Consider the following 26,785-nt stretch of genomic DNA (forward strand, 5'->3'; position numbering starts at 1 on the left):
TTCAAAAACTCACACTTTATCGTGTGAGTTTTTTTATTTCATGAATTAAATAAACAATAAAATACAAAACGTAGTCTAAAATTAATTATATTTGAATAACTATCACCAATTCAAATACATATGAGATATTTAACATCTACTTTTTTATTTCTTATCTATTCCGCATTAGCTGCCCAGTCTGCCCCTTCCATAGAATGGCAAAAAGCATTGGGAGGCACCCATGGTGAATCTGCGAATGCCGTTCAGCAAACCTCCGATGGAGGATACATTGTAGCCGGAAATTCTATGTCCAATGATGGAGATGTTACCGGAAATCACGGAGGAGGAGATTACTGGATCGTAAAATTAAACCCTGCAGGAGGCATACAATGGCAAAAAACGTTAGGAGGAAGCAATGTTGATGATGCACAATCCATCCGTCAAACTACCGATGGAGGATATATTATTGCCGGATCATCCAATTCCGGTGACGGAGATATCAGCGGAAATCATGGAAATTATGATTACTGGATTGTAAAACTTGATTCCAACGGGAATATGCAATGGCAGAAATCGCTGGGTGGAAGCAGTGTGGATATTGCACAATCTATTCAACAGACTTCTGAAGGAGGATATATTGTAGCCGGATCTTCAAGTTCCAATGACGGTGATGTGAGCGGAAATCATGGAGGAGGAGACTATTGGATCGTAAAATTAGATATTAACGGAAATATACAATGGCAGAAATCGCTGGGTGGAAGCAGCAGTGAACAGGTCAATTCTGTGCAGCAAACTTTTGATGGCGGGTATATTATTGCAGGAACCACCGTGTCTACAGATGGCGATATTACTGTAAGCTACGGGAACAATGACTTTTGGGTAGTAAAACTCGATTCCGGCGGAAATATGCAATGGCAAAAAACGTTGGGCAATATTGGTGATAACATAGGATATTATGCGCAACAGACTTTTGATGGCGGTTATATTGCCGTGGGCACTTCTTTTAATTCTTCAAATCTTGAGAGCGGACTTCCCGATTATTGGGTTATAAAACTAAGCAATAACGGAACCATCGAGTGGGATAAATATTTTGGAGGAAGTTTTCATGACAACGCCATAACTATTCGCCAGACTCCCGAATGGGATTATATTGTTGCGGGCTGGACAGCTTCCAACAACGGACAGGTAACCAATCACCACGGTAATCTGGATTACTGGATCATAAAACTGGACAGCAGCGGAAATCTGAAGTGGGAGAAAACCCTGGGAGGTCCCGATTTCGATTACTTAACTGCTCTTGAACTGACCGCTGATAACGGATATATTGTTTCAGGAAGTACAGGATCTACAAGTGGAGACGTTACCGGACATCATGGTATGATCGATGCCTGGATAGTTAAATTAAGTCCTGAACAGCTTGGCATTCCGGAAAATCAACAGAGGCATAAACCCAACCTCTACCCTAACCCTGCAAAAGAATTTTTCTATTTAGATCATCTGCCCCGGGAAAGTACTATTAGCATTACTGATATGTCCGGACGAAAACTTTTCTCTCAAAAATATAATGAAGAAAAAATTAAAATCAGCACATCTGCATTCATGGAAGGACTTTATATGGTACAGGTAAAAAATAGAGAAGAAATTATTCTTACAAAGAAAATAACAATCACCCGGTAACCCCTTAAAAATATCATAATACCCTTTTCCTTCAAGAAAAGTATTAAAAAACAGAAATACGTAAAATTTATACAATAATAATCAATAGATTCATGAATATATAAAGTTTTTAACAATCAAGGCATATGTTTTGTATGAATTCTTCAAAAAAAAATATAGTCTAACATTTAAAAACTTTAATCATGGCAGAAGTAATTGCACAAGAAAAACAAGGCGGAAAGCAAAAGAAAAAAATGATCCGAGTGGACATGACGCCTATGGTCGATCTGGGATTCTTACTTATCACTTTCTTTATGTTCACCACCAATTTTACAAAACCTAATGTAATGGACCTGGGACTCCCTGCAAAAGATCCAAATCCCAGTTCTATTGATAAACCGGTAATTGGTGATCAAAACCAGATTACCTTTATCCTTGGAAAAGACAACCGGGTATTTTATCATCAGAGCAATCAGAAAGATTTGAATACAGGAAACCTAAAAGAAACAGATTTCAGTGGAATAAAAATTTCAAAGATCATTGCTGAAGCGTATAAAAATGCTCCTGCACCCAACAAATTCACAGTGATTGTAAAACCAACAGATGAAGCCAACTACAAAAATTTTGTAGACATGCTGGACAACCTTGCTATTTCTAAAAAGGAACGATATGGCGTAACAGACATCAAACCTTGGGAAACAAAGGTTTATAAGGAATTAACTCAATAAAAGACAAGGGCATTTTTTAAATGCTCTTTTTTTGACTAAATTTGAAAGGAGAAACAGATCCACAGTATGTAAGCTGCTGTATTATTTTTAACCTTCTAAATTTTGGAATCATGCTGAACTTTGAAAGAAAAGGAAACGGAAAAGAAACGTTGGTACTTCTTCACGGATTTATGGAAAATCTATCCATCTGGAGTGATATGGAACATCACCTTTCCAAAGATTTTTCACTGCTCAAAATTGACCTTCCCGGCCATGGACAGTCTGAAATTCTGGCTGAAGTTCACACCATGGAACTGATGGCTGAAGAAGTAAAAAAAGTATTGGATGATCAGCATTTAGAAAAAATACATCTTCTGGGACATTCTATGGGAGGATATACATCTCTCGCTTTTGCAGAAAAGTATCCTGATTCTTTAAAAAGTCTTACATTATTTTTCTCTACGTATTTTCCGGATGATGAAGAGAAAAAACAGCAGCGAATCAAAAGCTACAGAATCATCAAGGATGCTTTTGCCCATTATGCAAGAGCCGGAGTACCTAATTTATTCAATCCGAATGAAAGAGACATTCTGGAAGGTAAAATAGAAACTGCACTTGAAACAGCCCTTTCCACCAATAATTTAGGTGCTCTTTCCTGCGTAAAGGGTATGGTAGAAAGAACCGACAAAAAACATGTCCTTGAAAACCTGGAAGCTAAAATCTTAGTACTGGCGGGTAAACATGATAATGCGGTAAAAACGGATATGATGATCAAACATCTTCCGGACAGAACGAATATCAAATCTTATATCCTGGACTGCGGACACAACGGTCATTGGGAAAAGCCAGGAATCTGTGCAGAAATCATCAATACAGAACTTCTTCACAATCTTCCTAAAAAACTGGTTTTATAAAACAGGTTACCTGACAAATTAAGCTGTGCATAACAAAAAATCCTGTATATTAGTAGAGGATAATTTGGGTAATGGCTTTATTTTCATTCAAAAAAAAGAAACCACCGGCACCACCGGTTATCGGACTTACACTTTCAGGCGGAGGAATGCGTGGGATTGCTCATATTGCCGTACTGAAAGCTTTGGAAGAATACAATCTGAAACCACACATTATTTCAGGAACCAGCGCAGGATCCATCATTGGTGCTTTTTATTCTTTTGGAAAAACGCCGGAAGAGATGATGGAAATTGTCAAGCAAACTTCTTTTTTTTCCAGGTCATCTTTAAAATTATCCAAAAACGGAATCTTCAGTTCCAATTTTATTTTAAAACTGTTCAAAGATTATTTCCCTGAAGACAATTTCGGTATTTTAAAAATTCCGGTGTATGTAGCTGCCACGGAAATGACGCATGGCATCGTAGACTTCTTTTCTGAAGGAGAGCTTTTTGGACCATTACTGGCTTCCTCAAGCGTTCCTTTTATTCTTCCACCGGTAAGAATTGGTGAGAAAATTTATGTAGACGGCGGCGTTCTGGATAACCTTCCCATTGAGCCTATCATGGATAAATGTAATTTTCTGATTGCCTCTCATGTCAATTCCATCAGCTATGATGAGTTAAGCAAGATGAGCCTGATGAAAGAATTCGACAGAATCCTTCACTTAGCGATCGCAAAGTCGGTCTATTCTAAAGCAAAATACTGCAATATTTTTCTTGATCCGCCCAAAATGACGAAATACAGTCTTTTCAACAAAAGATATATGGATGAAATGTTTCAGCAAGTGTATGATTATACCTGCCAGGAGCTTGAAGAAAAGGGGTTTCGTAGAAGTATTTAGAAGTTAATCAGAAAAATTTACAGATTTTTGCCTCTATAAACCTTCCTCTTTTACTTTTTCTTTGAAGTTGACGATCGTTCCCGCTAAAGAATCTAAAGATTTCCCTCCGGCTGCATTAATATGCCCGCCACCATTGAAATATTTTCTTGAGAATTGGTTCACATCCACATCATCTTTACTTCTGAAAGAAATTTTAACGAAGTCTTCGTACAGATCTTCCATAAAGAATGCTGACATTTTCACTCCAGCAATACTCAAACCATAATTCACAAAACCTTCCGTATCTCCTTTCTGAAAACCAAATTCTTTCAGTTCATTTCTGGTAAGGCTTAACACAGCCACTGTTCCGTCATTCACTACTTCTATTCTTCCAAGAACTAAAGCAAGCAAATGCAGACGGGAAACCGTATTGGTATCCCATGTATTGGAAGTGATCATGGCAGGATCTGCACCATGTTCGATAAGATTAGCGATAATTCTGTGGGTAGTAGCGCTGGTAGAACGAAAACGGAAACCTCCTGTATCCGTCATGATTCCGGTATAAAGGCATTCTGCCATATCCTGGTTCACCAGCTTTTCATCCTCCATTGCTTCAATGAAATGATAAATCATCTGTGAAGTGGCAGGAATGACTGTATCAGAATACACAAAATCAAATTGTTCCGGCTGTTGGTGATGATCAATAAGAATTTTCTTCCCCGGAGCTTTTACCAACCAGTCTCCCAATAATCCGATTCTTGACGGGGAATTAAAATCCAGACAGAAAATAACATCTGCTCCCGCAATCATATCAGCAGCCAGTTTTCTTTTATATTCTGCAATAATAACTTTTTTAGATTCCGGCATCCATTTCAGAAATTTCGGAAAATCATTAGGTACGATAACCTCTGCATGAATTCCTTTTGCTTTCAGATAATGTTTTAATCCCAAGCTTGAACCAATAGCATCTCCATCCGGGTTATAATGGGTAAGGATCACTATTCTGCTATCCTGGGTAAGTAATGTATTGATATCTAAAAGTTCTGCTGGTGTAAACATCCGGTGTTTATTTTTCGTTAAAATTAAAGTTTTCAAAGATAGAGCTTTTATATAAATCATTTAAATATTATTTTTGTGCCGGAAAAATGGTTTTGTGATGAGGGTTTGTTAATACCCGACCAAAAAACATTACATTTAATTTTAAAAAAAGATAATTAAAGTTTGTAACTTATAAAAATTTATATATCTTTGCAACCTGAAAATTAATAGATTAATTACGATTTAAACATATAGTAATGAGTAAAAGAACATTCCAGCCATCAGAAAGAAAGAGAAGAAACAAACACGGTTTCAGAGAAAGAATGTCTACGCCAAATGGAAGAAGAGTTTTGGCTGCGAGAAGAGCTAAAGGCAGAAAGAGATTAACTGTAAGTGCTGCACGCGCTAAGAGATAATTTCTAATTATCATATACAAAACATGCTTGAGAAGTTCCTTTTCAGGCATTTTTTGTTGTTAAAATTTACTAAAATTAGAGTCAAATAGACTTCTTTTTTCTATTTTTAAAGATTGAAATTTTTTTGTTAGAAAACAGCCTTTAAAATTTAATTATGCCACATACAAATATCGCCGGAGACAATATTATAAGTTTACAAAATGCAAAGATTGCGCAAAAAAACTTTACTGTACTTTCTGATGTAAATCTTAATATAAAGAAAGGTAGATTCTGCTACCTTATCGGAAAAACAGGTTCCGGAAAAAGTTCCCTACTGAAAACGCTTTACGGACACATTCCATTAGCATCAGGACACGGAGCTGTTGTAGGATTTGATCTGGCAAAACTAAAGCCCTCTGACATCCCTAACTTAAGAAGAAAACTAGGTATCGTATTCCAGGATTTCCAGTTACTTTCAGACAGGACAGTTGAGAAAAACCTTAAGTTCGTTCTTGAAGCGACAGGATGGAATGACAAAGTAAAAATGGAAGACCGTATCAATGAGGTTTTAGGAAGCGTGAACATGAAAAGCAAGAAGCACAAAATGCCTCACGAACTTTCCGGAGGAGAGCAACAGCGTATTGCCATTGCGAGAGCTCTTCTTAACCATCCGGATCTTATCTTAGCCGATGAGCCAACAGGAAACCTTGACCCTGAGACTTCTAACGAAATTATGACGCTATTAAAGCAGGTTGCCCTTGAAAATGGAGCTGCTGTAGTAATGGCAACACATGATTACCACATGATTCAGAACTTCCCTGGTGAAGCCATCAGATGTGAAGACGGAAAAGTTTCTGTATTGGATACTTCAGAATTATTCGAATAAGAATAAAAAAATAAGAAGGTCAGAAATAACTAACTTCTCTATTTAAAAACATGAAACTCTTTGGTGAGTTCAAGATATTGGTCCGAGTATTGTCTCGGACTTTTTTCTATAATAAAATCAGACTCGTTAACTTCTTTTACTTGTGATGAAAACTCCAGAATCAATCTTTTTGCCTTTGCATTTTCAATTCCTCTAATACTCACTTTTCTGTTCAGATGCAGTTTATTTTCCTTACCGATTGAAATAAAAACTTCCCCTGCTTCCACAGGTATGATTACAGAAAACATCCCTTTTTCTGACAATAATTCTGCCGCCTTACTGATCAACTGCATGAAGTTCAATTCTACGGTCTGACGAGCAATTTTATCTTTTTCAGATCCTGATTCTTCAAAATACGGAGGATTGGATACAATAAGATCAAAACGATCTTCCGTTTCAAAAGTTTTAAAGTCCTGATGACTGTTTTTCAACCTGGCATGAAAAGGAGAATTTTCAAAATTGAGCTGGGTAAGCTTGGCAGCATCATCATTAATATCCAGCCCTAAAAATTCCGCCTGTAGATTTCTTTGTGCCAGCATAAGAGAAATTAGTCCTGTGCCTGTTCCTACTTCCAAAATACTGGAAGCATTTTCAACATCCGCCAAAGCACCAAGCAGAACACCGTCTGTTCCTACACGGAAGACGTCTTTAGACTGCTGAATTTCAAATTGTTTAAATGTAAAAAGCTTCACTATAAATTGGTAGGCAGTGTAATAATGAATGTAGACCCCTTCCCCACTTCTGATTTCACGGAGATCTCACCTTTATAATCCTCTATCATTTTTCTCACCATGGATAAGCCAAGCCCCATCCCACTGCTTTTAGATGTAAAATTCGGTTCAAAAATTCTTTCGTACATATTTTCAGGAATCCCGACTCCGTTATCCTGAACAGAGATAATCACCCTTCTTTGATGCTGCTCCACATCTACATTGATAATGAGTTTTCTCTGATCACTCTCTGCCTGTTTTGCATTGGTAACAAGGTTTGTAATGATTCTGGAAAGATAAATTCTGTCCATATTGATCATTATATTCGTCTTATTGGCATGCATGAAAATACTGTCATCATTGAATACACGTAGAATATCTTCAACTTCCGTATTCAGATTGATCACTTCATTATTTTTTTCAGGAAGTTTGGCAAATTCTGAGAATGCTGAGGCTACTGTAGCAATCAGGTCAATCTGATCAACAATAGTTTTACTCATTTGCTTTACCCTTTCTCTGATATTCGGGTCTTCAGGATCAAATTTTCTTTCAAAATTCTGAATGGTCAACTTCATTGGCGTCAACGGATTTTTCACCTCATGAGCTACCTGCTTGGCCATTTCTCTCCACGCTTCTTCGGATGCTTTGAATCTAAGTCTTTCTTTCTGGTCCTGAATCTGTAGAATCATTCTGTTATAAGCTCTTGCCAAAGCATTAAGCTCATCATTCTTATAATATCTGATAGGGCGCATTTCATTTTCAAACAAAGTAATACGGGTAATCATATCAGAGAATTTCGTAATGGTTTTGGCAAGACTATTAGACGTAACCCAGCTAATCCATATACTAAAAAGGATAAGAAATATATCGACTAAAAGAATATACTTTACGTACTGGTGCAGAACCTCCAGATAAGCAGATTCATTATGATATAAAGGGATATAAACAATTCCGATAGGTTCAAGTTCATTATTTTTCAGCAAAAGATAGGAAGAAGTCAATTTTGCATCCTTAGCTGCATCATAATTCACCATATCTACCCTTGCATCGGTAGACAGAATCTTATTGATGATTTCTATAGGAATTGTTTTCTGCTCCACCAATCCTTCATCTTTGTTGGAAAGCAAATAGTTTCCTTTCAGATCATAAATAAAAATGTCATGCTGGTTGATATCCGCTATTTCAAAGATTTTATTCCCTAAAACTTCCGGAAGATCTTTTGTTTCAATAAGTTTCTGGCTTACCGCATAGTCCAGATATCGCATGACAGCATTGGTTTTATCCTGCATATCGATATTACTCTGCTGTAAAGAATGATTTCTCAATACAAAGTAAGGAACAAGTGATGTAGCAACGACACTTAAAAAACATACCAGCAAGAAACCGAAAAACACCCGGTTTCTTAAGCTATATCCTTTATACTTATTTATTGACATTCTACTTTTTAATTAACCTAGCAATATACTTACCAATGATATCAAATTCCAGGTTTACTTTGTCACCAATTTTCAAATGTTTCATATTTGTGAATTCCCAGGTGTAAGGAATAATGGCTACGGAAAACTGAGCATCTTCGCTTTTAGCAACAGTAAGACTGATTCCGTTTACGGTAATTGATCCCTGAGGTACCGTTACAAAACTTCCGTCATTTTCGTACTTCATAGTAATAAAATAGCTTCCGTCTTTATTTTCGATACTCACCACTTCACCGGTTTTATCAACATGTCCCTGAACAATATGACCATCGAGTCTTCCATCCATCTTCATGCAGCGTTCAAGGTTGACAACGGTTCCCAATTCCCATTTTCCAAGGTTGGTTTTTTCCAATGTTTCATTGATTGCCGTCACCACATAATGATTGTCTTTTATTTCAACAACTGTAAGACAACAGCCATTGTGAGCAAGGCTCTGATCTATTTTCAGTTCATTTGTAAAAGGGCAAGTCAGGGTAAAATCTATATTGCTTCCTTTTTCTTCAATCTTCTCAATAACACCAACTGCTTCAATAATTCCTGTGAACATATTATTTTTTGCTAAATTTGTAAATTATAATCTTCAAAGATAATCAAAATGAGCCCAAAAAACCATAAAGTACGAGTAGGAATTTCAATCGGTGATTTCAATGGCATCGGCCCGGAGATCATTATGAAGTCTCTGAAAGACAAAACTATTACAGATTTTTTCACTCCTGTAATTTTTGGTTCGGGAAAATTATTCACTTATCAGAAAAATATTTTTAAGCTGAATCTTAATTTCAACTACGTTAACGAACCTTCACAGGCACAGGCTGGGAAACTTAATATGGTTAACCTTACCAAAGAAAACGTGAATGTAGAATTGGGAGTTCCTACTGAAGAATCTACGAAAATGGCGATTGATTCTTTAGAAGCAGCTACTGAAGCTTTGACGAATGGAGATATTGACGTATTGGTAACTGCTCCGATCAACAAAGATGAAATGGTAAAAATGGGATTCAAACATGCGGGACATACAGGGTATTTTGAAGAGAAATTCAACAAAAAAGGATTAATGTTCCTTGTTACTGAAGATCTTAAAGTAGCTGTTTCCACGCATCATATTCCTATTGCACAGGTAGCTGAAAATATTTCCAAGGAAAAAATAAAGAAACAGATCAGAGTATTAAATCAAACGCTTATCGAAGATTTCTGTATTCAAAAACCAAAAATTGCCGTATTAGGATTAAATCCTCACGCAGGAGACGGAGGTGTAATCGGAAACGAAGAAATTGAAATCATCAGCCCGGCTATTAAAGAACTTTCTGACAATGGAATACTGGCATTCGGGCCTTTCCCGGCAGACAGCTTTTTCCAGCCGAGTAAATACAAAAATTTCGATGCTGTTTTGGCGATGTATCATGACCAGGGACTGGCTCCTTTCAAAACATTAGCCTATGAGGAAGGAGTAAATTATACTGCGGGACTTCCTTTTATCAGAACATCTCCCGATCACGGAGTTGCTTACGATATTGCAGGAAAAAATGTGGCCGATGAGCAGAGTTTTACAGAAGCAATCTTCACAGCGATCAAGGTTTTCAAGAACAGAAGTGAATACAGCGAACTGATGAATGACCGCCTTCAGCCTAGAAAAATGGCTGTAGACAATGGAATAGATGAAGATCTACCGGAGGAAACTGAAGCATAAATCTTTAAAACAAATTTTAAATTAATTTGTTTCAGATTTTATTTGTTATTATAAAAAAAATGCATATTTTTGCACACTCATTTTATGGACAAGTTAAGAAACTATGACGTAAGCTTTTCCGGACTTAAAAACGGAAAACACGAGTTCAAGTTTGAGATAGATAAAACGTTCTTTCAATTATTTGACACTGAGCAGGAATTTACAAATCCTAGAATAGAAGTGAATGTATCACTTGATAAACACACTACTTTTTTAGAATTTGAGATTAAAATTAATGGATGGGTTGAGTTGGTTTGTGATATCACAAATGAAAATTTCGACTATCCTATTGAGAATGAAATCAAAATTCTGGTGAATTTCGGGGAAGAATATGATGACAGCAATGAAGATGTTATTACTATTCCTACTGCAGAGCATGCTTTCAATGTAGCACATTTGATTTACGAAAATGTAATGCTTTCTATTCCGATGAAAAAGATTTCACCGAATGTAAGTGATGAAGATCTTAAAATTCTTGACCAGTTCAGTCCTAAAGATATTGAGGTAACTGAAGAAGAAGAACATGAAAGTGACCCTAGATGGGATGCTTTAAGAAAATTAAAAGACAATAATTAAATAGAATAATTTAAATATGATGAGATGATGAATCTCATCGCTCATCAATTAAAAAAGTTATTAGAAAATGGCACATCCAAAGAGAAGACAGTCGTCTACAAGAAGAGATAAGAGAAGAACTCACTACAAAGCTGTAGTTCCTCAATTAGCTAAAGATGCAACAACAGGAGAGCTTCACCTATACCACAGAGCTCACTGGCATGAAGGAAAATTATACTACAGAGGTAAAGTAGTATTGGAAAAAGAAGTAGCTGCTACTGAAGAAAACTAAGAGTCGCTTTTCGCTGAAAAAGCCTCATTTTAATACAAAAACCGCCCAATTTTGATAAAATTTGGCGGTTTTTTGTTGTTTTTTACGTTTTTTTGGTATCTTTGACATCAAATCAAATATCAAATTTATGGACATTAAAGACATACAAAATCTTATCAAGTTTGTATCTAAGGCTGAAGTATCAGAAGTGAAGTACAAAACTAAAGATTTCGAAATCACTATTAAAACTCCATTAGCTGGAAGCGATGCTGTTTATGCACAACCTGCAGTATACCACACTGCTCCACAAGCGGTAGCTGCTCCGGCACCTGTTGCAACTCCGGCCGCTCCTGTTGCTGAAAAAGCTGAAGCTGCATCTGATGACAGCAAATATGTAACAATCAAATCTCCAATGATTGGTACTTTCTATAGAAAACCATCTCCTGATAAAGATGTATTCGTAAATGTAGGTGACGAAGTTTCTGTTGGTAAAGTAGTTTGTGTTATTGAAGCAATGAAACTATTCAACCAGATTGAATCTGAAATCAGCGGAAAAATTGTTAAAATTTTAGTGGATGACGCTACTCCTGTAGAGTATGACCAACCTTTATTCTTAGTAGATCCATCTTAATTTAGAAGTTAGATGTTAGACATTAGATGTTAGATTAAATTCTACATTAAAATAACATTATCTAATTTTCAAATTATCTAATTTTCAAATTGAAGAAGATGTTCAAAAAAATATTAATAGCCAATCGAGGCGAAATTGCAATGCGTATTTTACGTACTTGTAAAGAAATGGGGATCAAAACCGTTGCGGTATACTCTACTGCTGATAAAGACAGTCTTCACGTAAGATTTGCTGATGAAGCAGTATGTATTGGCCCTGCAATGAGTAAAGACTCATATCTTAAAATCCCTAACATTATTGCTGCTGCGGAAATTACCAATGCTGATGCGATTCACCCAGGTTACGGATTCTTATCTGAAAATGCTAACTTCTCAAGAATCTGCCAGAAGAACGGTATCAAATTTATTGGTGCTTCTCCTGAACAGATTGAAAAAATGGGAGACAAAGCAAATGCTAAGGCTACCATGAAAGCAGCAGGTGTACCATGTGTACCAGGTTCTGACGGATTGATCGAATCTTACGAACACGCTGTAAAAGTAGCTGAAGAAACAGGTTACCCTGTCATGATCAAAGCTACTGCTGGTGGTGGAGGTAAAGGAATGAGAGCTGTTTGGAAAGCTGAAGACCTTAAAGATCACTGGGAATCTGCTATTCAGGAAGCTGTAGCTGCCTTTGGAAACGGAGGTATGTATATGGAAAAACTGATTGAAGAGCCTAGACACATCGAAATTCAGGTTGCGGGTGACCAATTCGGTAAAGCGTGCCACCTTTCTGAAAGAGACTGTTCTGTACAGAGAAGAAATCAGAAATTAACTGAAGAAACACCTTCTCCTTTCATGACAGACGAACTTCGTGAGAAAATGGGAGAAGCTGCCGTAAAAGCTGCTGAATTCATTGGATATGAAGGTGTAGGAACTATCGAATTCCTTGTAGACAAACACAGAAATTTCTATTTCATGGAAATGAATACAAGAATCCAGGTAGAGCACCCTATCACTGAGCAGGTAATTGATTATGACCTGATCAGAGAACAAATTCTTCTTGCTGCAGGAACTCCTATTTCAGGAATTAACTATTATCCTAAATTACATTCAATCGAATGTAGAATCAACGCAGAAGACCCTTACGCAGACTTCAGACCGTCTCCGGGAAAAATCACAGGATTAAATATCCCTGGAGGACACGGAATCAGAGTAGACACTCACGTTTATTCCGGATATACAATTCCTTCTAACTATGACTCTATGATTGCCAAGCTTATCACTACGGCTCAGACCCGTGAAGAAGCTATTGCAAAAATGAGACGTGCTCTTGAAGAATTCTATATTGAAGGAGTAAAAACAACTATTCCTTTCCACAGACAGCTGATGGATAATGAAGATTATCTTTCAGGAAACTATACTACAAAATTCATGGAAGATTTTGTAATGGATAGAAAATACGATAATCACTAAAAAGAATTATCATTCATATAAAAAGAAGGCGTCCGAAAAGGCGCCTTCTTCAGTTTTATACTCTATTTCGTTCTAATAAAGCAGGAAAAGTTATTTTTGTAGTATCAATTAAAACCGACATAGGAGCGATGACATCAGCAATACAGGAGAAATTAGCAGAGACACTTCAGATTTCTATGGAGCGTGCGAAGGAATTTTTGGATATTTGCTATATCGTAACTTATGATAAAAACAAAATGATAGTACCTAAAAATGGAGTATTTGATCGTTTAGGACTCATTTTGAATGGCGCCGTCCGGATTTATTATATCAACGAGAAAGGCGAGGATATCAGCTATCTTTTGCAGGTGAATAATGATGTAATTGGTGATTACGCAAGCTATATTACCGGAAAAAAATCAATGGCAATTATACAGGCTCTTCTAAAAACTGAAGTTTTATATTTTGATAAAAAAGATGTTGAGATTTTAATTCAGAAAGATATTTGCTGGCTTGGGCTGGCAAAACGCATATCGGATCTAGCTTTTCTGGATGCAAAACAAAGGCTTGACGAACTGTTTTTTTATACACCGGAAGAACGCTATATCAATCTTTTGAAAAAGTCACCCGAAATCTTGAACAAAATTCCACAGAAATATATTTCGTCATATTTAGGAATTACGCCACAATCGTTGAGCAGAATCCGGAAAAGAATTTGCTAATTTCAGAAAATTAACTTAAGTGAACGTTTTTGGTTTTTTCAGCCCTTAATTTTGCCTCATAATATAAATGCAATCACAATGAAAATAGCAATTATCGGTGGCGGAATTGGTGGTTTGACAACAGCTTTAGCCTTACAAAAAAATAATCTGGACGTTACCGTTTACGAAAGTGCACCCGAAATAAAACCTGTGGGCGCCGGAATCATTATGGCTAATAATGCCATGCAGATTTTTGACAAACTAAGCATTCGCCACAAAATCGAAATGGCAGGTCATAAAATTTCAACTATTAACATTACTGATCCACAGCTCAAAACCATATCGGACGTACAACTGAATACATTCGAAAGTAAATATGGAGTAAGCAACACTGCCATCCATCGTGCTGATTTACAAAATATTCTAACTGAAGAAATTGGTTTTAAAAACATTGAACTTTCTAAACGTTTATCCAAAATCGAACAGGAAAACGGTTATCAACTCACTTTTGAAGACGGAACTATCGCTAATGCAGATGCTGTTATTGGAGCAGATGGAATTAAATCAGTAGTACGTCATCAAATTTTAAATATTGGAAAACTCAGATCTTCCAAGCAAAAATGCTGGCGTGGCGTCATCGAATCTGATTGGACAGAAAAATATAATCACCATGCTTATGAAGCCTGGGGAAAAGGCAGACGCTTCGGCTTCGTGAAAATTAGTGATCACAAAGTTTACTGGTACGCTGTGGTTAACGAGCACCTGGTCAAAAATCCCAATAATCTTGCTGAGCTTTTTGCTGAATTTAATCCCGAAATTCCAAGAATGATTTCCGTAACACCGCAAGAAAAAATATTTGTTAGTGACATTATCGATTTGGAACCGATTTATCAATGGCAAAAAGACCGTGTTTGCCTGATTGGCGATGCAGCCCATGCAACGACTCCTAATATGGGACAAGGTGCCTGCCAGGCCGTTGAAGATGCATATATCCTAGGAAAACTTTTTGGTGAAGGGAAAAACGTGGATGAAGTCTTCACTCAATACGAAAAACTGCGTATGAAAAAAGCGCATTACATTGTTAACACAAGCTCAGCCATCGGTAAAATTTCACACTATGAGAACAGTCTGGCGGTTTGGCTCCGTAATACTTTACTAAAGGCAACACCTGGCTCTGTTAACGAAAAACAAATGGAAAAAGTTTTTGATATTTCGTACCAGAACAATTTATAAGATAAACCCTAATCAAAAGCTACTTAGGGAACAGCATTTAAAAATTATAGTCCTGATGGAACAGCAAATCAATATCGGAATAATTAAAATGTAGAATTATCTTCTCAGTATAAATTTCTTATTCTTAAAGATAGAATACCTGCAACTGTTATCCGTTAAGAAAATATTTTCCATTAGAGGATTCATTTTACCTCAAAATATACTCTAATCACAGCCTTATACTCTACTCTATTTTTGTTTATGAGTATCATTAATATTGCGTAAATTTGTTGAAAACCAAAATATATGTCAACAGCAGAACAAACAAAAAACTCGCAGTATTTTATTGACCTTGAAGACAAACATGGAGCACACAACTATCACCCACTTCCAGTAGTTCTGGACCGCGGAGAAGGTGTTTTCGTTTGGGACGTGGAAGGTAAAAGGTACTATGATTTTCTTTCAGCATATTCTGCCGTGAACCAAGGACATTCTCACCCTAAAATCGTAGGTGCTTTGGTAGAACAGGCCCAAAAGCTTGCTTTAACTTCAAGAGCTTTCTACAACTCTAAATTAGGAGAATATGAGCAGAAAATAACAACTCTTTTTGGATTTGATAAAGTTTTACCAATGAATTCCGGAGCTGAAGCTGTGGAAACTGCTGTAAAACTAGCCAGAAAGTGGAGTTATGAAGTAAAAGGAATTGCTGAAAACGCAGCGAAAATTATCGTTTGCGAAAACAATTTCCACGGAAGAACGACAACTATTGTTTCTTTCTCTAACGATCCGGATGCCAACCAAAACTACGGACCTTTTACGCCAGGATTTATCAAAATTCCTTATAACGATATTGCAGCCTTAGAAGAAGTTCTGAGCAGAGAAGCTGGAAATATTGCGGCATTCCTTGTAGAACCTATTCAGGGAGAAGCCGGAGTATATGTTCCGGATGAAAACTTCCTTAAAAATGCTTCTGAATTATGTAAAAAATACAATGTTCTTTTCATTGCTGATGAAGTTCAGACAGGTATTGCAAGAACAGGAAAACTGATTGCATGCCACCACGAAAATGTACAGCCGGATATCCTGATTTTAGGAAAAGCACTTTCCGGAGGAATGTATCCTGTATCTGCTGTATTAGCAAATGATAACATCATGAATGTTATCAAACCGGGACAACACGGTTCTACATTCGGAGGAAACCCTATTGCCTGTGCAGTAGCAGTGGCAGCATTGGATGTGGTAGCTGATGAAAAACTGTCTGAAAGAGCAGAAGAGTTAGGAAAGCTTTTCAGAGCTGAAATAGAGAAGCTTATTGAAAAGACAGACCTTATTACCAAAGTAAGAGGAAAAGGTCTTTTAAATGCTATCCTTATCAATGATACCCCTGATAGTTCTACTGCATGGAACCTTTGCTTGCAATTAAAAGAAAACGGATTGCTGGCAAAACCTACGCATGGCAATATCATCAGACTTGCACCGCCATTGGTAATTACTGAAGAGCAATTGCTGGATTGTGTGAAAATTATTGAGAAGACAATTCTTGAGTATAAATAAATGGCTCTTTCCCTTGCAATCATTACTTATAATGAAGAAGAGAATATTGTAAGACTTTTAGATTCATTAACAGATATTGTAGATGAAATAATTATTGTCGACAGCTTTTCTACAGATAAGACCAAAGAGATTTGCACTCAAAAATATCCTCAGGTAAAATTCTTTGAGAAAAAATTTAATGGGTATGGTGAACAAAAAAACCATGCCCTTGCTCTATGTTCCCATGAATGGGTCTTGTTTCTGGATGCCGACGAAGTTCCTGATGAAACTCTGAAAAGATCTATACAACGCATTACTTCTTCTGGAAGCACCGGATTCAATGTGTATAAAGCAAAATTCAACAATCATCTTGGGATTCACCTGATCCGATTTGGTGGTTGGGGAAATGTATGCCGTGAAAGGCTTTTCAGAAAAAAATATGCAAAGTATTCTGATGATAAAGTCCATGAATTTTTGATTACTGATGAGAAAGTGGGTCTTATGGAAGGAAAGCTGGATCATTATACTTATAAAAGCATTCATCATCATGTTTCGAAAATCAATAAATATTCGGATATGATGGCTGAAAAGATGTTTGAGAGAGGAAAAAGAATCAATAGATTTAAAATTATTGTAAGCCCAATGTTTGAGTTTATTAAGGTTTTTATTTTCAAACTTGGTTTTCTGGATGGATTTCCAGGATTTTACATTGCCAAAACAATGTCTTATTACACCTTCCTGAAATACATAAAATTGCATGAAAAAACACGACTGTACGAAAAAATACGGTTGCAGGAAATTGAAAAAAATACAGTAAAATAGTATGATTCTGCATCTTATTCCTCTTTTATTGGCGGTACTTATCGTTGTATATTTCCGTCTCTATTTATTTGCCTTTCCCTACAACAGACTGGTCATTCTTATGTATCACCAGGTTGAAAAAGAAAGTCATGAAGATCTTACCGTCAGTTTAAAAAATCTTGAACAGCAGTTTTCATATCTGAGTTCGAAAAAATATACTTCATATTTTTTTTCGGAACTTACTCTTTCAGCAAAAAGAAACATTGTCATCACCTTTGATGATGGATATAGAAACAACCTTGAGTATCTCCCCTATTTACTGAAAAAGTATAATCTGAAGGCAACAATTTTTATTCCAACAGGATTTATTGAAAAGGGATATAATAATTATTCAATGATGACCTTTGATGAAATCAGAAGTCTGGATAAAAAATATTTTGAGATTGCCCTTCATAGCCATGCCCATGAAAATGTAAGAAACGTGTCTTTAGACTTTATAGAAAAAGATCTAAAAAAAAACATGGAGATTCTCGATGCCGAAAATATAAGATATTCAAAGGTTTTGGCATATCCTTATGGAAAATATCCACAAAAAAAACATGATAAATTAGCATTTTTTTCTATTTTGAAAGAATTAGGAATTGATTTTGCAGTAAGAATTGGAAATAAAGTGAATTATTACCCTACCCAGCGCCCATACGAACTGTGTAGAATTGATATAAAAGGCAAAGATTCGCTTATAAAATTCAAATTAAAACTTATCTTTGGCAGACTAAAACTATTTTAAAAAACAATTTTAGGGAAGTATTTACTTACTTCTCTGTCAAACAAAGCGTTGTGATGAATATAAGTGGTTTGATCATAACATATAATGAAGAAAAAAATATACAGGATGTCCTGGAATCTTTTGATTTCTGCGATGAAATAATAGTAGTAGATTCTTTTAGCACGGATAACACTGTAGAAATTGCAAAGAAATTCCCCAATGTAAAGGTGATTCAGAATAAATTTGAAGACTTTACAAAGCAAAGAAATCTGGCTCTGGATACTGCAACCAATGACTGGGTTTTATTTTTGGATGGTGATGAGAGAATTACACCAGCCCTGAAGCAGGAAATTATTGATAAGCTGAATAAACCCGGGCAAAAAGATGCCTATTATTTTTACAGGAAATTCTTTTTTGCCCAGAAACCAATTCATTTTTCGGGAACACAGTCTGATAAAAATTTCAGGCTATTCAGAAAATCGAAGGCCAGATATATGGCAGGAAAAAAGGTACATGAAACTCTGGAGGTTAATGGAACCATTGGAGTTTTAAAAAATAAATTACTCCATTACTCCGTTTCAGATTATGAATCTTACAAAAAAAAAATGATTCATTACGGAGTTTTAAAGGGGAAAGAACTGGCTGCTAAAGGAAAAAAGTACAGTGTTTGGATTCAATATCTTAAAACTGCTTTTAAATTTTTTAAAGCCTATATAATGAGACTTGGTATTTTAGACGGAAAAGAAGGCTATCAGTTATCTTACCTGCAATCTTTAAGCGTTTATGAAACCTATGAATCATTAAAAAAAGAGCAAAATTAGTTGAATGAAGATTTGTATCATTAGTTATGATTTTTGGGATTATGATAAGTATATTGTTGAAACATTATGCCAGCGAGGTATTGATGCTCATCATATAAAGATCAGTACCGTTACTCATTCCAACTTCAACGAAAGAGCTGTAAATGCTTTAAGCAAAACTTTTTTAAACAAAAATCTTAAGACTGAAAAAAGACAGAAATATGTTCTGGATTCTCTGGAAAAATTAGGGCATCAGGATCAGATTCTGGTGATGAATCCTGATACATTTGATCTGTCTACCCTTAAAAAAATCCGAAAATCTACAGACCGTCTGGTAACCTATCTTTACGATAATCTTGAAAGAGTTCCTGTGGAAGACAAACTCTATCTTTTTGACAAAGTATTTTCCTTTGATTATATTGATGTTAAAAAACACGGCTTTGAAAAATTAACCAATTATATTTATCTTCCGCATTGTGCAAAAGAGTCTCAAAAGCCTGAAATGGATCTTTTTTACATTACCTCTTATGACAACAGAAGGGTTTCATTGATAAAACTATTGGCTAAAAAGCTCATTGAACAAGGATTGAAGTTCCAGATTATGATCATTGGAAAAAAATCCTGGAAGCATCAGCTCACCAATATGTTCATGACAGTGCCTAAGAATCTTTTCCTGGTGTTCAGCATTAAGAAGATTCCGCATAATGATCTTCCAAAATATTATAAGAATTCAAAAGTGCTACTTGATCTGATGCGTGAAGGGCAATATGGACTCAGTTTCAGAGTTTTTGAAGCCATGTCTCTGGAAAAGAAAATCATAACTGATAATGAAGCCATTAAAACCTATGATTTTTACAATCCCAATAATATTTTGATTTTAAACAAAAATATTAGTAATCTTGACAAATCTTTTTTTGAAAAACCTTACGAGAAAATTCCGGAAGAAATCTACTACAGATATACTTTGGATAGTTGGGTAAATAAAGTTTTTGAACTCGATACTAAAAACTGACAAATGGGAATCTTAAAAAAAATAAAAAAGCACTTCGAAAGAAAAGAAAAACTTAAAAACCTTCAGTCTAAGGATATAGTCAACATTAATCTATATGACGCTTCCCAAAAAACAATCCTGTTTGCATCAAGAGATTTTCCTGCCCACGATAAAGAATCCGGGGCTAACAGACTAAAAGAACTTATATTTATTTACAAAGAATTAGGATACAACTGCATTTTATTTGCACCCCATATGTTTGAAGACGATTCTTATGTGAAGTTTTATCAGCAGCATAATGTTATCGTTTACATAGAGAACAATAAGTACAGGAATATTTATGATTTCCTGTCTTCTTTTAAAAAGATAGATTACGTTTGGTTCAACGGCCCTCTGGCGCTGAATCTTTTTTATAAAAAAATGAAAGCCATTTTACCTTCTGCCAAATTCATTTATGATATGGTGGATATTCATTTTTTAAGGTTTAAAAGAGCGATCGAACTGGAACCTACCCGTATTTCTTTAAAGAAGAATTATAAACATTTTTTCCGTCTGGAAACTGTCGTTGCCCCACAACTGGATTATATCATTGCTATATCTGATAAGGAGAAAGAAATTATGAGCCAGTATGCGGACAAAAATAAGATCGTTACAATATCTAATATCCATTATCCTAAAATTGATATTTCTGAGCGAAAAAGCTTCAGTGAAAGCAAGGGAATTACCTTCATTGGTTCTATTCACGAGCCGAATATTGATGCAGTAAAGTTTCTCTATGAAAAAATAATGCCTATCGTCTGGAAAACCAATCCTGAACTGGAAGTAAGCATTATCGGGAATGTTGCAGAAAAACTTGACCTTAAACTATTTCCTAAGTTTAAATTTTTAGGTTTTGTGGAAAGCATTGAAGAGCACTTTATGAATTCGAAAATTATGGTGGCACCTTTAAGATTCGGTGCTGGCGTGAAAGGAAAAATCGGACAGGCCTTTGAATACTTTTTTCCTGTGGTGACAACGGATATAGGAGCTGAAGGAATGAAACTTACCGATAAAAAGAATGTACTGATTGCCAATGATGAGAACAGTTTCGCAGAGGCTATTATTCAGCTGAATAATGATGAAGAGCTTTGGAATACTTTAAGCAGAAATTCTGTGGACAGTCTGAGAGCATTTTCACCTGAAGAAGTAAAAGAAAAACTTAAAACATTATAATCCATGTCATTAAGTGTAAATTACCACGGTTTTTTTGATGGAAATTTCGGAATTTCCGAAGCTACACGGCTGAATGCTATCGCTTTGGAAACAATCGGCATCAAAGTCAACCGGATTAATTATTCCAGTGAAACTTTTGAAAGAATTGATTCGGGCTCCGAGTCATCATCTTCTATTAATGTTTTCCACATTAATATCAATTTTATCAACAATTTCTTTTCTAAGAATCAGGATCTGAATCTTAAGGATCATTATAATATTATTTATTGGGCCTGGGAATTTCCCGAAGTTTCCGAGAAAGTTGTTGAGATATTAAATGTCTTTGATGAACTGTGGGTACCCAGTGATTTCTGTGTGAATATCTTTACAAAGTATACAGGAATTCCTGTGATCAGATTTTCTCATCCGATCCAAAAAATGGCAGAGTCTAAGGATTTTCAGCTAAGCCAATATCATATTTCTCCGGAATCAAAGATCTATCTGACGATTTTCGATTCTCTGAGTACCACCATCAGGAAAAATCCGGAAGCTACGCTGGAAGCTTTCACAACAGTTTTCAAAGAAGATAAAAACAGTGTTCTTATTGTGAAAACTCATAATCTTGAAAGAAGCAAGGATGCTCAGAAAGCGCTGGAAGCTTACCAAAATATTCCGAACGTCATCATCATTAACGAGCATTTTTCAAAGGAGAAACTACATTCTTTGATCCAGCAGTCTGATGTTCTGATTTCTCTCCACGGTTCAGAAGGTTTCGGTCTGACTATGGCAGAAGCCATGGCCTATGGAAAAATTGTTGTCGGAACGGGCTATTCCGGAAATCTGGATTTTATGAATGTAAATAACAGCTTCCTTATCCAGTATGATTTCATCAAAACATCCAATACAAAAGGACTGATTGACGAAGGCTTAACGCTTGCCAAGCCTAGCTTGAAAGATGCTGTTGAAAAACTCCAGTATATCAAAAACAATTTTGACAGTCTGGCTTCAATGAGAGAAAAGGCAAAATCACAAATTGCTGAAAATTTTTCTATTCAATCTATCGGAGAGCTATTTAAAATCAGATTGAATTTCATTGATGGTTTTGGTAAAAAAGAAAGCACCGGAGGAAGTGATGTCAATAATGTTTTCTATTTAAGCGAAATCGAAAGATTAAATTCCAGAGTTCATTATCTCGAGCGAACTCTTTATAATAAAATCAGAAAGAAAGTCAATGCTTTCTTCAAAAAAGGCAGAAAATAATTGTATTGGTTAATGTTCTGGTTCGCCAGCTTATAGACGAATTGTTATATTTACGAATGAGCTTATCATATTTCAGATGAAAGACAAAATTGCAATAGTAGTCCAAAGATATGGGCTGGAGATCAACGGAGGTGCAGAACTTCACGCAAGATTATTAGCTGAAAAATTGTCTCCTCTCTATGATATTGAAATTATTACAACCTGTGCTATAGAATTCGAACGTTGGGATAATCATTACCCGGAAGGTGTTGAAATTATCAATGATATTAAAGTAAGAAGATTTAAAACGTTAAAAAAGGATTTAAAAAGATTTAATGAGCTCAGTAAAACAGCCCGTAACTTATATAAATATTATAGTAGAAAGCTAAGCTTTTTAAACTTCCCTTATTTGCTTTATAAGAGATTTAAATACAACAAAAAAAACTTTAATTTCAATGAATGGTTAGAAGTACAAGGACCATTCTCCCCGGATTTAATTCAATTTATAAAAGAGAAAAAAGAAGATTACAAGGCTTTTATTTTCTTTACCTATTTATATCACCCAACCAATATAGGAATCAGAGAAGTTGCTGACAAAAGCATTCTTATTCCAACTGCCCACGACGAGTCTCAGTTTTATCTTGATGGCTATTCTCAATTGTTTTCTCTTCCAAAGTTCATCATGTACAATACACAGATTGAAAAAGATTTTGTAGAAAGCGTTTATCCTCAGGCAAAAAAGTTAAAATCAGAAATTGCAGGAATTGGTTTTGATGATTATGATGCTGCATCGGGTGAACTCCCTAAGGATCTTTATCAGACCAAATACTTTATTTATATAGGAAGGATTGTTGAAGACAAAGGCTGTGTCATGATGATTGAATATTTTAAAGATTTCAAAGAAAAACATCCTGAATATCGAGATGTAAAGCTCGTTTTGGCAGGCAAAAATTCTCTTGAGGAAAAAATAACTCAGGGAGATGATATTATCCTTACGGGATTTGTAGACCACGACCTCAAAAATGCTTTACTGGAAAATGCCAGCGCACTTATAATGCCTTCATTCTATGAAAGCCTTTCATTGATTACATTAGAGGCCATGTTATTGAAAATCCCTATCATTGTAAATAAAAACTGTGAGGTTTTGTATTCTCATATTGAAAAGAGTAAAACCGGAAAAAGCTTTACAAACAGTACAGAATTTTCCCAGTCATTAACGTTTTATATGCAACAATCACAGGATGATCTTGTTTCTGAAGGCATCAAAGCGAGAGATTATGTTTTAAAAAACTATTCATGGGATACCATCATCAACAAATTTAATTCCGCCATTACATCTTTATAATGACAAAAAAAATTCTATTTTTTTTTCCTGAAAATCCATTTTCAAACAGGGCAGGAAATACTACGAGAGCAAAAACGACCCTTACTGTTTTAAAAAAAATGGGATATCATATTGACCTGGTAGGAGCCGCTGAGATTTATAAGAGCCAAAACGACACTACAGATATTGATCAAAATATTGTTGATCATCTGTTCTTAATTAAACACAGACCATTAAAAGTAAAAACATCTTCCGCATATTGGAAGCACAAAATATCAAAATTTTATAAAAAGCCTAATGAATATAACCACTTATTGACAGATTTTGCCAAGCAAGAATTTTCTAACATCTTCAATAAGGAAAAATATGATGCCATCATTATCAATTATGAATTCTGGGCTGGATTAGTTGATCATGAATCTATGAAAAATACTTTAAAAATCATAGATACCCATGATTGGATTACCCTGAATGAGTTCTACAAAAACAAATCATTAGATATCGGAAAACGTTTCAATGAGGAAATCAATAATCTTTCAAAGTTTGATAAAGTAATCACCATATCAGAAGATGAAAACCTTGTTTTTAAAAGATTTTTAGGTGAAAAAGTAATCAATATACCGCCTTCTTTCCCATCTCATTTCGAAAAAAGTGATGGTGATAAAAAGTATGATCTGATTTTCGTAGGGTCTGAAAACATTTTCAATATACAATCCATACAGTGGTTTTTTGATCATGTATATCCATTGCTTCCTCCAAATATCAACATTGTAATTATCGGGAGAATTTGCAAGCATATTCAAGAAAGAAAAGGTGTTACCTTAATAGAATTTGCAGAAAGCCTGGAAGAGTATTACCACCAGTCAAAAATTGCAATTTGCCCAATGCTGGAGGGCACAGGAATCAAAATTAAAGTCATAGAAGCGTTATCCTATGGACTTCCTATTGTGGGAACAGAAAGAGCGATTGATGGGTTCCCTTCAAAAACTTCAAATGGATGTCTGGTAAATGATCATCCTGAAATTTTTAAAGATCAGATCATGTCTTTACTACTGGATCAATCTTATTATCAGGATATGAAAATACAGGCTGAGGAATATTTTAAAAATAATTTTTCTGAAGAAAAAGCAATTGAAAAATGGAAAAAGATTTTACACTAATGGATGACCTGGCCATTATCATACTGAATTACAATTCTTTTGAAGATACCCAGCGAGAAGTTAATTCATTATTAAACGAAGGCATTTCGCAACAATCTATTTATGTAGTAGATAATCATTCAAAAGACAGAAAGGAAATAGAGCAACTGGGCTCACAAAAGCAAATCAATTATATTTTAAGTGATTATAACGGGGGTTATGCTTTCGGTAATAATTTAGCCATTAAAAAAGCGATTGAAGACGGCAGGAATTATTTTTTACTATTAAATCCGGACATTGAAATATCCCGCAGCACAATTAGTCAGTTATATAACGATTTAAAAGAATTTCCAGATATAGGAATCATTGGCCCAAGAATCTGCTACAGAAACATTCGTGACAGAATATTCTCAGACGGTGGGCTGTTATTCCCGGAAGAAGGTTTTCAGGGAGGACACACCCATTCTGAACAGGATAAAAACCATGTAAATGCTCCTCATTACAACTACAATATAAAATATGTAGATGGAAGCGCCTTGATGTTCCGAAAAGAAATATTGGACGATGTAGGCTTAATGAACACCAGCTTTTTCATGTATTATGAAGAGTCTGAATGGTGTCTGCGGCTTCTTAAAAACACCCAATGGAAAATTGCCGTCAATACACAATGTGAAGCTTTCAATCTTGCCAGCGACAAAGGCAGTTTTTATGAGTATTACATCACCAGAAACCGGATCTGGATGTGCAGGCTGTATGACGGGAATTTAAAATATGTAACCAAAGAACGATGGAAGTTTGCAAGGAAAGCCCTTAAAAAAAGAAAATTTTCCATGGCGAAAGCGTACATAAAAGGTATATTAGACGGTCTTTATTCCAATTTAGATAAAATAAAAAATGAGTAAAAAAAATATTATTAAAGTAGGATATCTTCTATCATATGACTACTGTTACATCTTTACATCTCTTAAGCATATTTATGAGCATGCGGACTGTATTGTGATAAGCTATGATGCCAATAATAAGACATGGGCAGGTAATGATATTCATATTCCTGAAAGTGTTTTCAGTGATATCAAAAAATTGGATACTCAGAATAAAATCATCTTTTACAAAGACACTTTTTTCATTGAAGGGATGCAGCCAATGGAGCTGGAGACCAGACAAAGGAACATGATGGCAGAAAAAATGGGCTCTGGCGGATGGCATATCCAGATGGATGGAGATGAATATGCTTATGACTTCGGAGTATTAGCAAAGTTTTTGAAAGGGAATAAATTTTTACTAAAGAACCCTGCTAAAAATCCTTTTAATTTTCAGGTAAATTTTGTGACATTATTCAAACATAATGCGGAGGGATTCTTTGTTATTACGCCTTTTGATGAAAAGTGTATGCTTATTACAAACAATCCTCAATATGAATATGCAAGAAATACAAATAAAGGCAGAATTCTGCCACTGGATTTTTATTTAATACATCAGTCATGGGCGCGGGAAGAAAGTGAAATTTCAGAAAAGATCAATAACTGGGGGCATAAAAATGATTTTGACACTTCAACGTTTTTAAACTCCTGGAAAACGGTGAATGCTGACAATTATAAGACATTCATAGACTTTCATCCTTTATATAAAGGCATTTGGAAAGAGCTTTCCTTTTTCCCTGCAAAAAACATTGATGAATTTATTCTTTCCTTTTCAAAGAAATATCCTCAGCAAAAACTCAATCTGAATTTATCTTTCACGAAAAAAATAAAGATGAGAATTAGAAGTCTTTTTTAATTCTTTCAGACCAAAATAAAAGGCTAATGTTGTTACATTA

At 35.4% G+C, this 26,785-nt stretch carries 28 protein-coding genes; 24 read left to right on the forward strand and 4 right to left on the reverse strand.

Annotated features, from left to right (window positions below; genetic code table 11):
* Positions 1–120: 120 nt before the first annotated feature.
* The 4 genes from RHP76_RS12805 to RHP76_RS12820 all read left to right on the forward strand — a co-directional run bounded on the left by RHP76_RS12805 (position 121) and on the right by RHP76_RS12820 (position 4,134).
* Positions 121–1,656, forward strand: coding sequence for a T9SS type A sorting domain-containing protein (locus tag RHP76_RS12805; RefSeq protein WP_311228356.1), 1,536 nt, complete (start codon positions 121–123; stop codon positions 1,654–1,656).
* Positions 1,657–1,838: 182 nt separating this feature from the next.
* Positions 1,839–2,363, forward strand: coding sequence for a biopolymer transporter ExbD (locus tag RHP76_RS12810; RefSeq protein WP_120232708.1), 525 nt, complete (start codon positions 1,839–1,841; stop codon positions 2,361–2,363).
* Between the two features lie 110 nt (positions 2,364–2,473).
* The gene (locus RHP76_RS12815) at positions 2,474–3,256 is read left to right on the forward strand and encodes an alpha/beta fold hydrolase (protein WP_062675917.1); all 783 of its coding nucleotides are present in this window, start codon (positions 2,474–2,476) and stop codon (positions 3,254–3,256) included.
* Positions 3,257–3,327: 71 nt separating this feature from the next.
* Positions 3,328–4,134, forward strand: a complete 807-nt coding sequence (locus tag RHP76_RS12820) for a patatin-like phospholipase family protein (RefSeq protein ID WP_062675737.1) — start codon at positions 3,328–3,330, stop codon at positions 4,132–4,134.
* Positions 4,135–4,167: 33 nt separating this feature from the next.
* On the opposite strand, the gene RHP76_RS12825 is transcribed toward RHP76_RS12820, so the two are convergent.
* Positions 4,168–5,172: a DHH family phosphoesterase gene (locus RHP76_RS12825; protein WP_062675916.1), complete on the reverse strand. Its 1,005-nt coding sequence runs from the start codon at positions 5,170–5,172 to the stop codon at positions 4,168–4,170.
* A gap of 236 nt (positions 5,173–5,408) precedes the next feature.
* Here RHP76_RS12825 and rpmH point away from each other — a divergent pair, with 236 nt between their 5' ends.
* The gene (gene rpmH, locus RHP76_RS12830) at positions 5,409–5,567 is read left to right on the forward strand and encodes a 50S ribosomal protein L34 (RefSeq protein WP_002976260.1); all 159 of its coding nucleotides are present in this window, start codon (positions 5,409–5,411) and stop codon (positions 5,565–5,567) included.
* Between the two features lie 154 nt (positions 5,568–5,721).
* A complete protein-coding gene (locus tag RHP76_RS12835) occupies positions 5,722–6,432 on the forward strand; it encodes a cell division ATP-binding protein FtsE (protein ID WP_062675736.1) in 711 nt (236 codons plus the stop codon).
* A gap of 38 nt (positions 6,433–6,470) precedes the next feature.
* On the opposite strand, the gene RHP76_RS12840 is transcribed toward RHP76_RS12835, so the two are convergent.
* From RHP76_RS12840 to RHP76_RS12850, 3 genes are read right to left on the reverse strand one after another with little or no spacing between them, the layout of a single operon-like run.
* Positions 6,471–7,163 carry a tRNA1(Val) (adenine(37)-N6)-methyltransferase gene (locus tag RHP76_RS12840; protein ID WP_311228357.1) on the reverse strand — a complete coding sequence of 231 codons (693 nt, stop codon included), beginning with the start codon at positions 7,161–7,163 and terminating at the stop codon, positions 6,471–6,473.
* On the reverse strand, positions 7,163–8,617 hold the full coding sequence (locus tag RHP76_RS12845; protein WP_062675734.1) for a HAMP domain-containing sensor histidine kinase: 1,455 nt from the start codon (positions 8,615–8,617) through the stop codon (positions 7,163–7,165). Before RHP76_RS12845 ends, RHP76_RS12840 begins: the two co-directional genes overlap by 1 nt.
* Position 8,618: 1 nt before the next feature.
* A complete protein-coding gene (locus RHP76_RS12850; RefSeq protein ID WP_120232704.1) occupies positions 8,619–9,203 on the reverse strand; it encodes a riboflavin synthase in 585 nt (194 codons plus the stop codon).
* A 48-nt stretch (positions 9,204–9,251) separates the two neighbouring features.
* Between RHP76_RS12850 and pdxA the strand changes: the two genes are divergently transcribed.
* The 18 genes from pdxA (at position 9,252) to RHP76_RS12940 (ending at position 26,745) form a co-directional block, all read left to right on the forward strand.
* Positions 9,252–10,343 carry a 4-hydroxythreonine-4-phosphate dehydrogenase PdxA gene (gene pdxA / locus RHP76_RS12855; protein WP_120232703.1) on the forward strand — a complete coding sequence of 364 codons (1,092 nt, stop codon included), beginning with the start codon at positions 9,252–9,254 and terminating at the stop codon, positions 10,341–10,343.
* A gap of 84 nt (positions 10,344–10,427) precedes the next feature.
* Positions 10,428–10,958: a YceD family protein gene (locus tag RHP76_RS12860; protein WP_062675731.1), complete on the forward strand. Its 531-nt coding sequence runs from the start codon at positions 10,428–10,430 to the stop codon at positions 10,956–10,958.
* 67 nt (positions 10,959–11,025) lie between these two features.
* Positions 11,026–11,229: a 50S ribosomal protein L32 gene (gene rpmF / locus RHP76_RS12865; protein ID WP_002976251.1), complete on the forward strand. Its 204-nt coding sequence runs from the start codon at positions 11,026–11,028 to the stop codon at positions 11,227–11,229.
* Positions 11,230–11,356: 127 nt separating this feature from the next.
* A complete protein-coding gene (gene accB / locus RHP76_RS12870) occupies positions 11,357–11,839 on the forward strand; it encodes an acetyl-CoA carboxylase biotin carboxyl carrier protein (RefSeq protein WP_034692974.1) in 483 nt (160 codons plus the stop codon).
* 98 nt (positions 11,840–11,937) lie between these two features.
* Complete coding sequence (accC, locus tag RHP76_RS12875) at positions 11,938–13,293, forward strand: acetyl-CoA carboxylase biotin carboxylase subunit (protein WP_062675730.1); 1,356 nt, start codon at positions 11,938–11,940, stop codon at positions 13,291–13,293.
* 128 nt (positions 13,294–13,421) lie between these two features.
* On the forward strand, positions 13,422–13,994 hold the full coding sequence (locus RHP76_RS12880) for a Crp/Fnr family transcriptional regulator (protein ID WP_065119699.1): 573 nt from the start codon (positions 13,422–13,424) through the stop codon (positions 13,992–13,994).
* Between the two features lie 78 nt (positions 13,995–14,072).
* On the forward strand, positions 14,073–15,206 hold the full coding sequence (locus RHP76_RS12885; RefSeq protein ID WP_062675728.1) for an FAD-dependent oxidoreductase: 1,134 nt from the start codon (positions 14,073–14,075) through the stop codon (positions 15,204–15,206).
* 285 nt (positions 15,207–15,491) lie between these two features.
* A complete protein-coding gene (gene rocD / locus RHP76_RS12890; RefSeq protein ID WP_062675727.1) occupies positions 15,492–16,739 on the forward strand; it encodes an ornithine--oxo-acid transaminase in 1,248 nt (415 codons plus the stop codon).
* Positions 16,740–17,540 (forward strand): glycosyltransferase family 2 protein, encoded by an 801-nt coding sequence (locus RHP76_RS12895; RefSeq protein ID WP_311228358.1) that lies wholly within the window; start codon positions 16,740–16,742, stop codon positions 17,538–17,540.
* A 1-nt stretch (position 17,541) separates the two neighbouring features.
* On the forward strand, positions 17,542–18,306 hold the full coding sequence (locus tag RHP76_RS12900; RefSeq protein WP_311228359.1) for a polysaccharide deacetylase family protein: 765 nt from the start codon (positions 17,542–17,544) through the stop codon (positions 18,304–18,306).
* Between the two features lie 53 nt (positions 18,307–18,359).
* A complete protein-coding gene (locus tag RHP76_RS12905) occupies positions 18,360–19,106 on the forward strand; it encodes a glycosyltransferase family 2 protein (protein WP_062675724.1) in 747 nt (248 codons plus the stop codon).
* A gap of 4 nt (positions 19,107–19,110) precedes the next feature.
* On the forward strand, positions 19,111–20,097 hold the full coding sequence (locus RHP76_RS12910) for a WaaS/CpsH family glycosyltransferase (protein ID WP_062675723.1): 987 nt from the start codon (positions 19,111–19,113) through the stop codon (positions 20,095–20,097).
* A 3-nt stretch (positions 20,098–20,100) separates the two neighbouring features.
* A complete protein-coding gene (locus tag RHP76_RS12915) occupies positions 20,101–21,288 on the forward strand; it encodes a glycosyltransferase family 4 protein (protein ID WP_311228360.1) in 1,188 nt (395 codons plus the stop codon).
* A gap of 3 nt (positions 21,289–21,291) precedes the next feature.
* On the forward strand, positions 21,292–22,527 hold the full coding sequence (locus tag RHP76_RS12920; RefSeq protein ID WP_280213549.1) for a glycosyltransferase: 1,236 nt from the start codon (positions 21,292–21,294) through the stop codon (positions 22,525–22,527).
* Positions 22,528–22,603: 76 nt separating this feature from the next.
* The gene (locus RHP76_RS12925) at positions 22,604–23,851 is read left to right on the forward strand and encodes a glycosyltransferase family 4 protein (RefSeq protein ID WP_311228361.1); all 1,248 of its coding nucleotides are present in this window, start codon (positions 22,604–22,606) and stop codon (positions 23,849–23,851) included.
* On the forward strand, positions 23,851–24,990 hold the full coding sequence (locus RHP76_RS12930; RefSeq protein WP_120232697.1) for a glycosyltransferase family 4 protein: 1,140 nt from the start codon (positions 23,851–23,853) through the stop codon (positions 24,988–24,990). The genes RHP76_RS12925 and RHP76_RS12930 overlap by 1 nt, the downstream gene beginning before the upstream one ends.
* On the forward strand, positions 24,969–25,871 hold the full coding sequence (locus RHP76_RS12935; protein ID WP_238590662.1) for a glycosyltransferase family 2 protein: 903 nt from the start codon (positions 24,969–24,971) through the stop codon (positions 25,869–25,871). The genes RHP76_RS12930 and RHP76_RS12935 overlap by 22 nt, the downstream gene beginning before the upstream one ends.
* Positions 25,864–26,745 (forward strand): hypothetical protein, encoded by an 882-nt coding sequence (locus tag RHP76_RS12940; RefSeq protein ID WP_120232696.1) that lies wholly within the window; start codon positions 25,864–25,866, stop codon positions 26,743–26,745. The genes RHP76_RS12935 and RHP76_RS12940 overlap by 8 nt, the downstream gene beginning before the upstream one ends.
* Positions 26,746–26,785 lie beyond the last annotated feature (40 nt).

The sequence above is a fragment of the Chryseobacterium sp. SG20098 genome, from assembly GCF_031844745.1.
GTDB lineage: Bacteria > Bacteroidota > Bacteroidia > Flavobacteriales > Weeksellaceae > Chryseobacterium > Chryseobacterium cucumeris.

Excerpts from the sequence above, each read along its gene's own strand:
- RHP76_RS12935 (WP_238590662.1), top strand. The coding sequence starts at position 24,969 with ATGGAAAAAGATTTTACACTAATGGATGACCTGGCCATTATCATACTG.
- RHP76_RS12930 (WP_120232697.1), top strand. The coding sequence starts at position 23,851 with ATGACAAAAAAAATTCTATTTTTTTTTCCTGAAAATCCATTTTCAAAC.
- RHP76_RS12905 (WP_062675724.1), top strand. The coding sequence starts at position 18,360 with ATGAATATAAGTGGTTTGATCATAACATATAATGAAGAAAAAAATATA.
- RHP76_RS12900 (WP_311228359.1), top strand. The coding sequence starts at position 17,542 with ATGATTCTGCATCTTATTCCTCTTTTATTGGCGGTACTTATCGTTGTA.
- RHP76_RS12925 (WP_311228361.1), top strand. The coding sequence starts at position 22,604 with ATGAAAGACAAAATTGCAATAGTAGTCCAAAGATATGGGCTGGAGATC.
- rocD (WP_062675727.1), top strand. The coding sequence starts at position 15,492 with ATGTCAACAGCAGAACAAACAAAAAACTCGCAGTATTTTATTGACCTT.
- RHP76_RS12920 (WP_280213549.1), top strand. The coding sequence starts at position 21,292 with ATGTCATTAAGTGTAAATTACCACGGTTTTTTTGATGGAAATTTCGGA.
- RHP76_RS12820 (WP_062675737.1), top strand. The coding sequence starts at position 3,328 with ATGGCTTTATTTTCATTCAAAAAAAAGAAACCACCGGCACCACCGGTT.
- RHP76_RS12850 (WP_120232704.1), bottom strand. The coding sequence starts at position 9,203 with ATGTTCACAGGAATTATTGAAGCAGTTGGTGTTATTGAGAAGATTGAA.
- rpmF (WP_002976251.1), top strand. The coding sequence starts at position 11,026 with ATGGCACATCCAAAGAGAAGACAGTCGTCTACAAGAAGAGATAAGAGA.
- RHP76_RS12915 (WP_311228360.1), top strand. The coding sequence starts at position 20,101 with ATGGGAATCTTAAAAAAAATAAAAAAGCACTTCGAAAGAAAAGAAAAA.
- RHP76_RS12810 (WP_120232708.1), top strand. The coding sequence starts at position 1,839 with ATGGCAGAAGTAATTGCACAAGAAAAACAAGGCGGAAAGCAAAAGAAA.
- RHP76_RS12845 (WP_062675734.1), bottom strand. The coding sequence starts at position 8,617 with ATGTCAATAAATAAGTATAAAGGATATAGCTTAAGAAACCGGGTGTTT.
- RHP76_RS12910 (WP_062675723.1), top strand. The coding sequence starts at position 19,111 with ATGAAGATTTGTATCATTAGTTATGATTTTTGGGATTATGATAAGTAT.
- RHP76_RS12805 (WP_311228356.1), top strand. The coding sequence starts at position 121 with ATGAGATATTTAACATCTACTTTTTTATTTCTTATCTATTCCGCATTA.
- accC (WP_062675730.1), top strand. The coding sequence starts at position 11,938 with ATGTTCAAAAAAATATTAATAGCCAATCGAGGCGAAATTGCAATGCGT.
- RHP76_RS12940 (WP_120232696.1), top strand. The coding sequence starts at position 25,864 with ATGAGTAAAAAAAATATTATTAAAGTAGGATATCTTCTATCATATGAC.
- RHP76_RS12815 (WP_062675917.1), top strand. The coding sequence starts at position 2,474 with ATGCTGAACTTTGAAAGAAAAGGAAACGGAAAAGAAACGTTGGTACTT.
- RHP76_RS12835 (WP_062675736.1), top strand. The coding sequence starts at position 5,722 with ATGCCACATACAAATATCGCCGGAGACAATATTATAAGTTTACAAAAT.
- pdxA (WP_120232703.1), top strand. The coding sequence starts at position 9,252 with ATGAGCCCAAAAAACCATAAAGTACGAGTAGGAATTTCAATCGGTGAT.
- RHP76_RS12895 (WP_311228358.1), top strand. The coding sequence starts at position 16,740 with ATGGCTCTTTCCCTTGCAATCATTACTTATAATGAAGAAGAGAATATT.
- RHP76_RS12825 (WP_062675916.1), bottom strand. The coding sequence starts at position 5,172 with ATGTTTACACCAGCAGAACTTTTAGATATCAATACATTACTTACCCAG.
- accB (WP_034692974.1), top strand. The coding sequence starts at position 11,357 with ATGGACATTAAAGACATACAAAATCTTATCAAGTTTGTATCTAAGGCT.
- RHP76_RS12885 (WP_062675728.1), top strand. The coding sequence starts at position 14,073 with ATGAAAATAGCAATTATCGGTGGCGGAATTGGTGGTTTGACAACAGCT.
- RHP76_RS12880 (WP_065119699.1), top strand. The coding sequence starts at position 13,422 with ATGACATCAGCAATACAGGAGAAATTAGCAGAGACACTTCAGATTTCT.
- RHP76_RS12860 (WP_062675731.1), top strand. The coding sequence starts at position 10,428 with ATGGACAAGTTAAGAAACTATGACGTAAGCTTTTCCGGACTTAAAAAC.
- rpmH (WP_002976260.1), top strand. The coding sequence starts at position 5,409 with ATGAGTAAAAGAACATTCCAGCCATCAGAAAGAAAGAGAAGAAACAAA.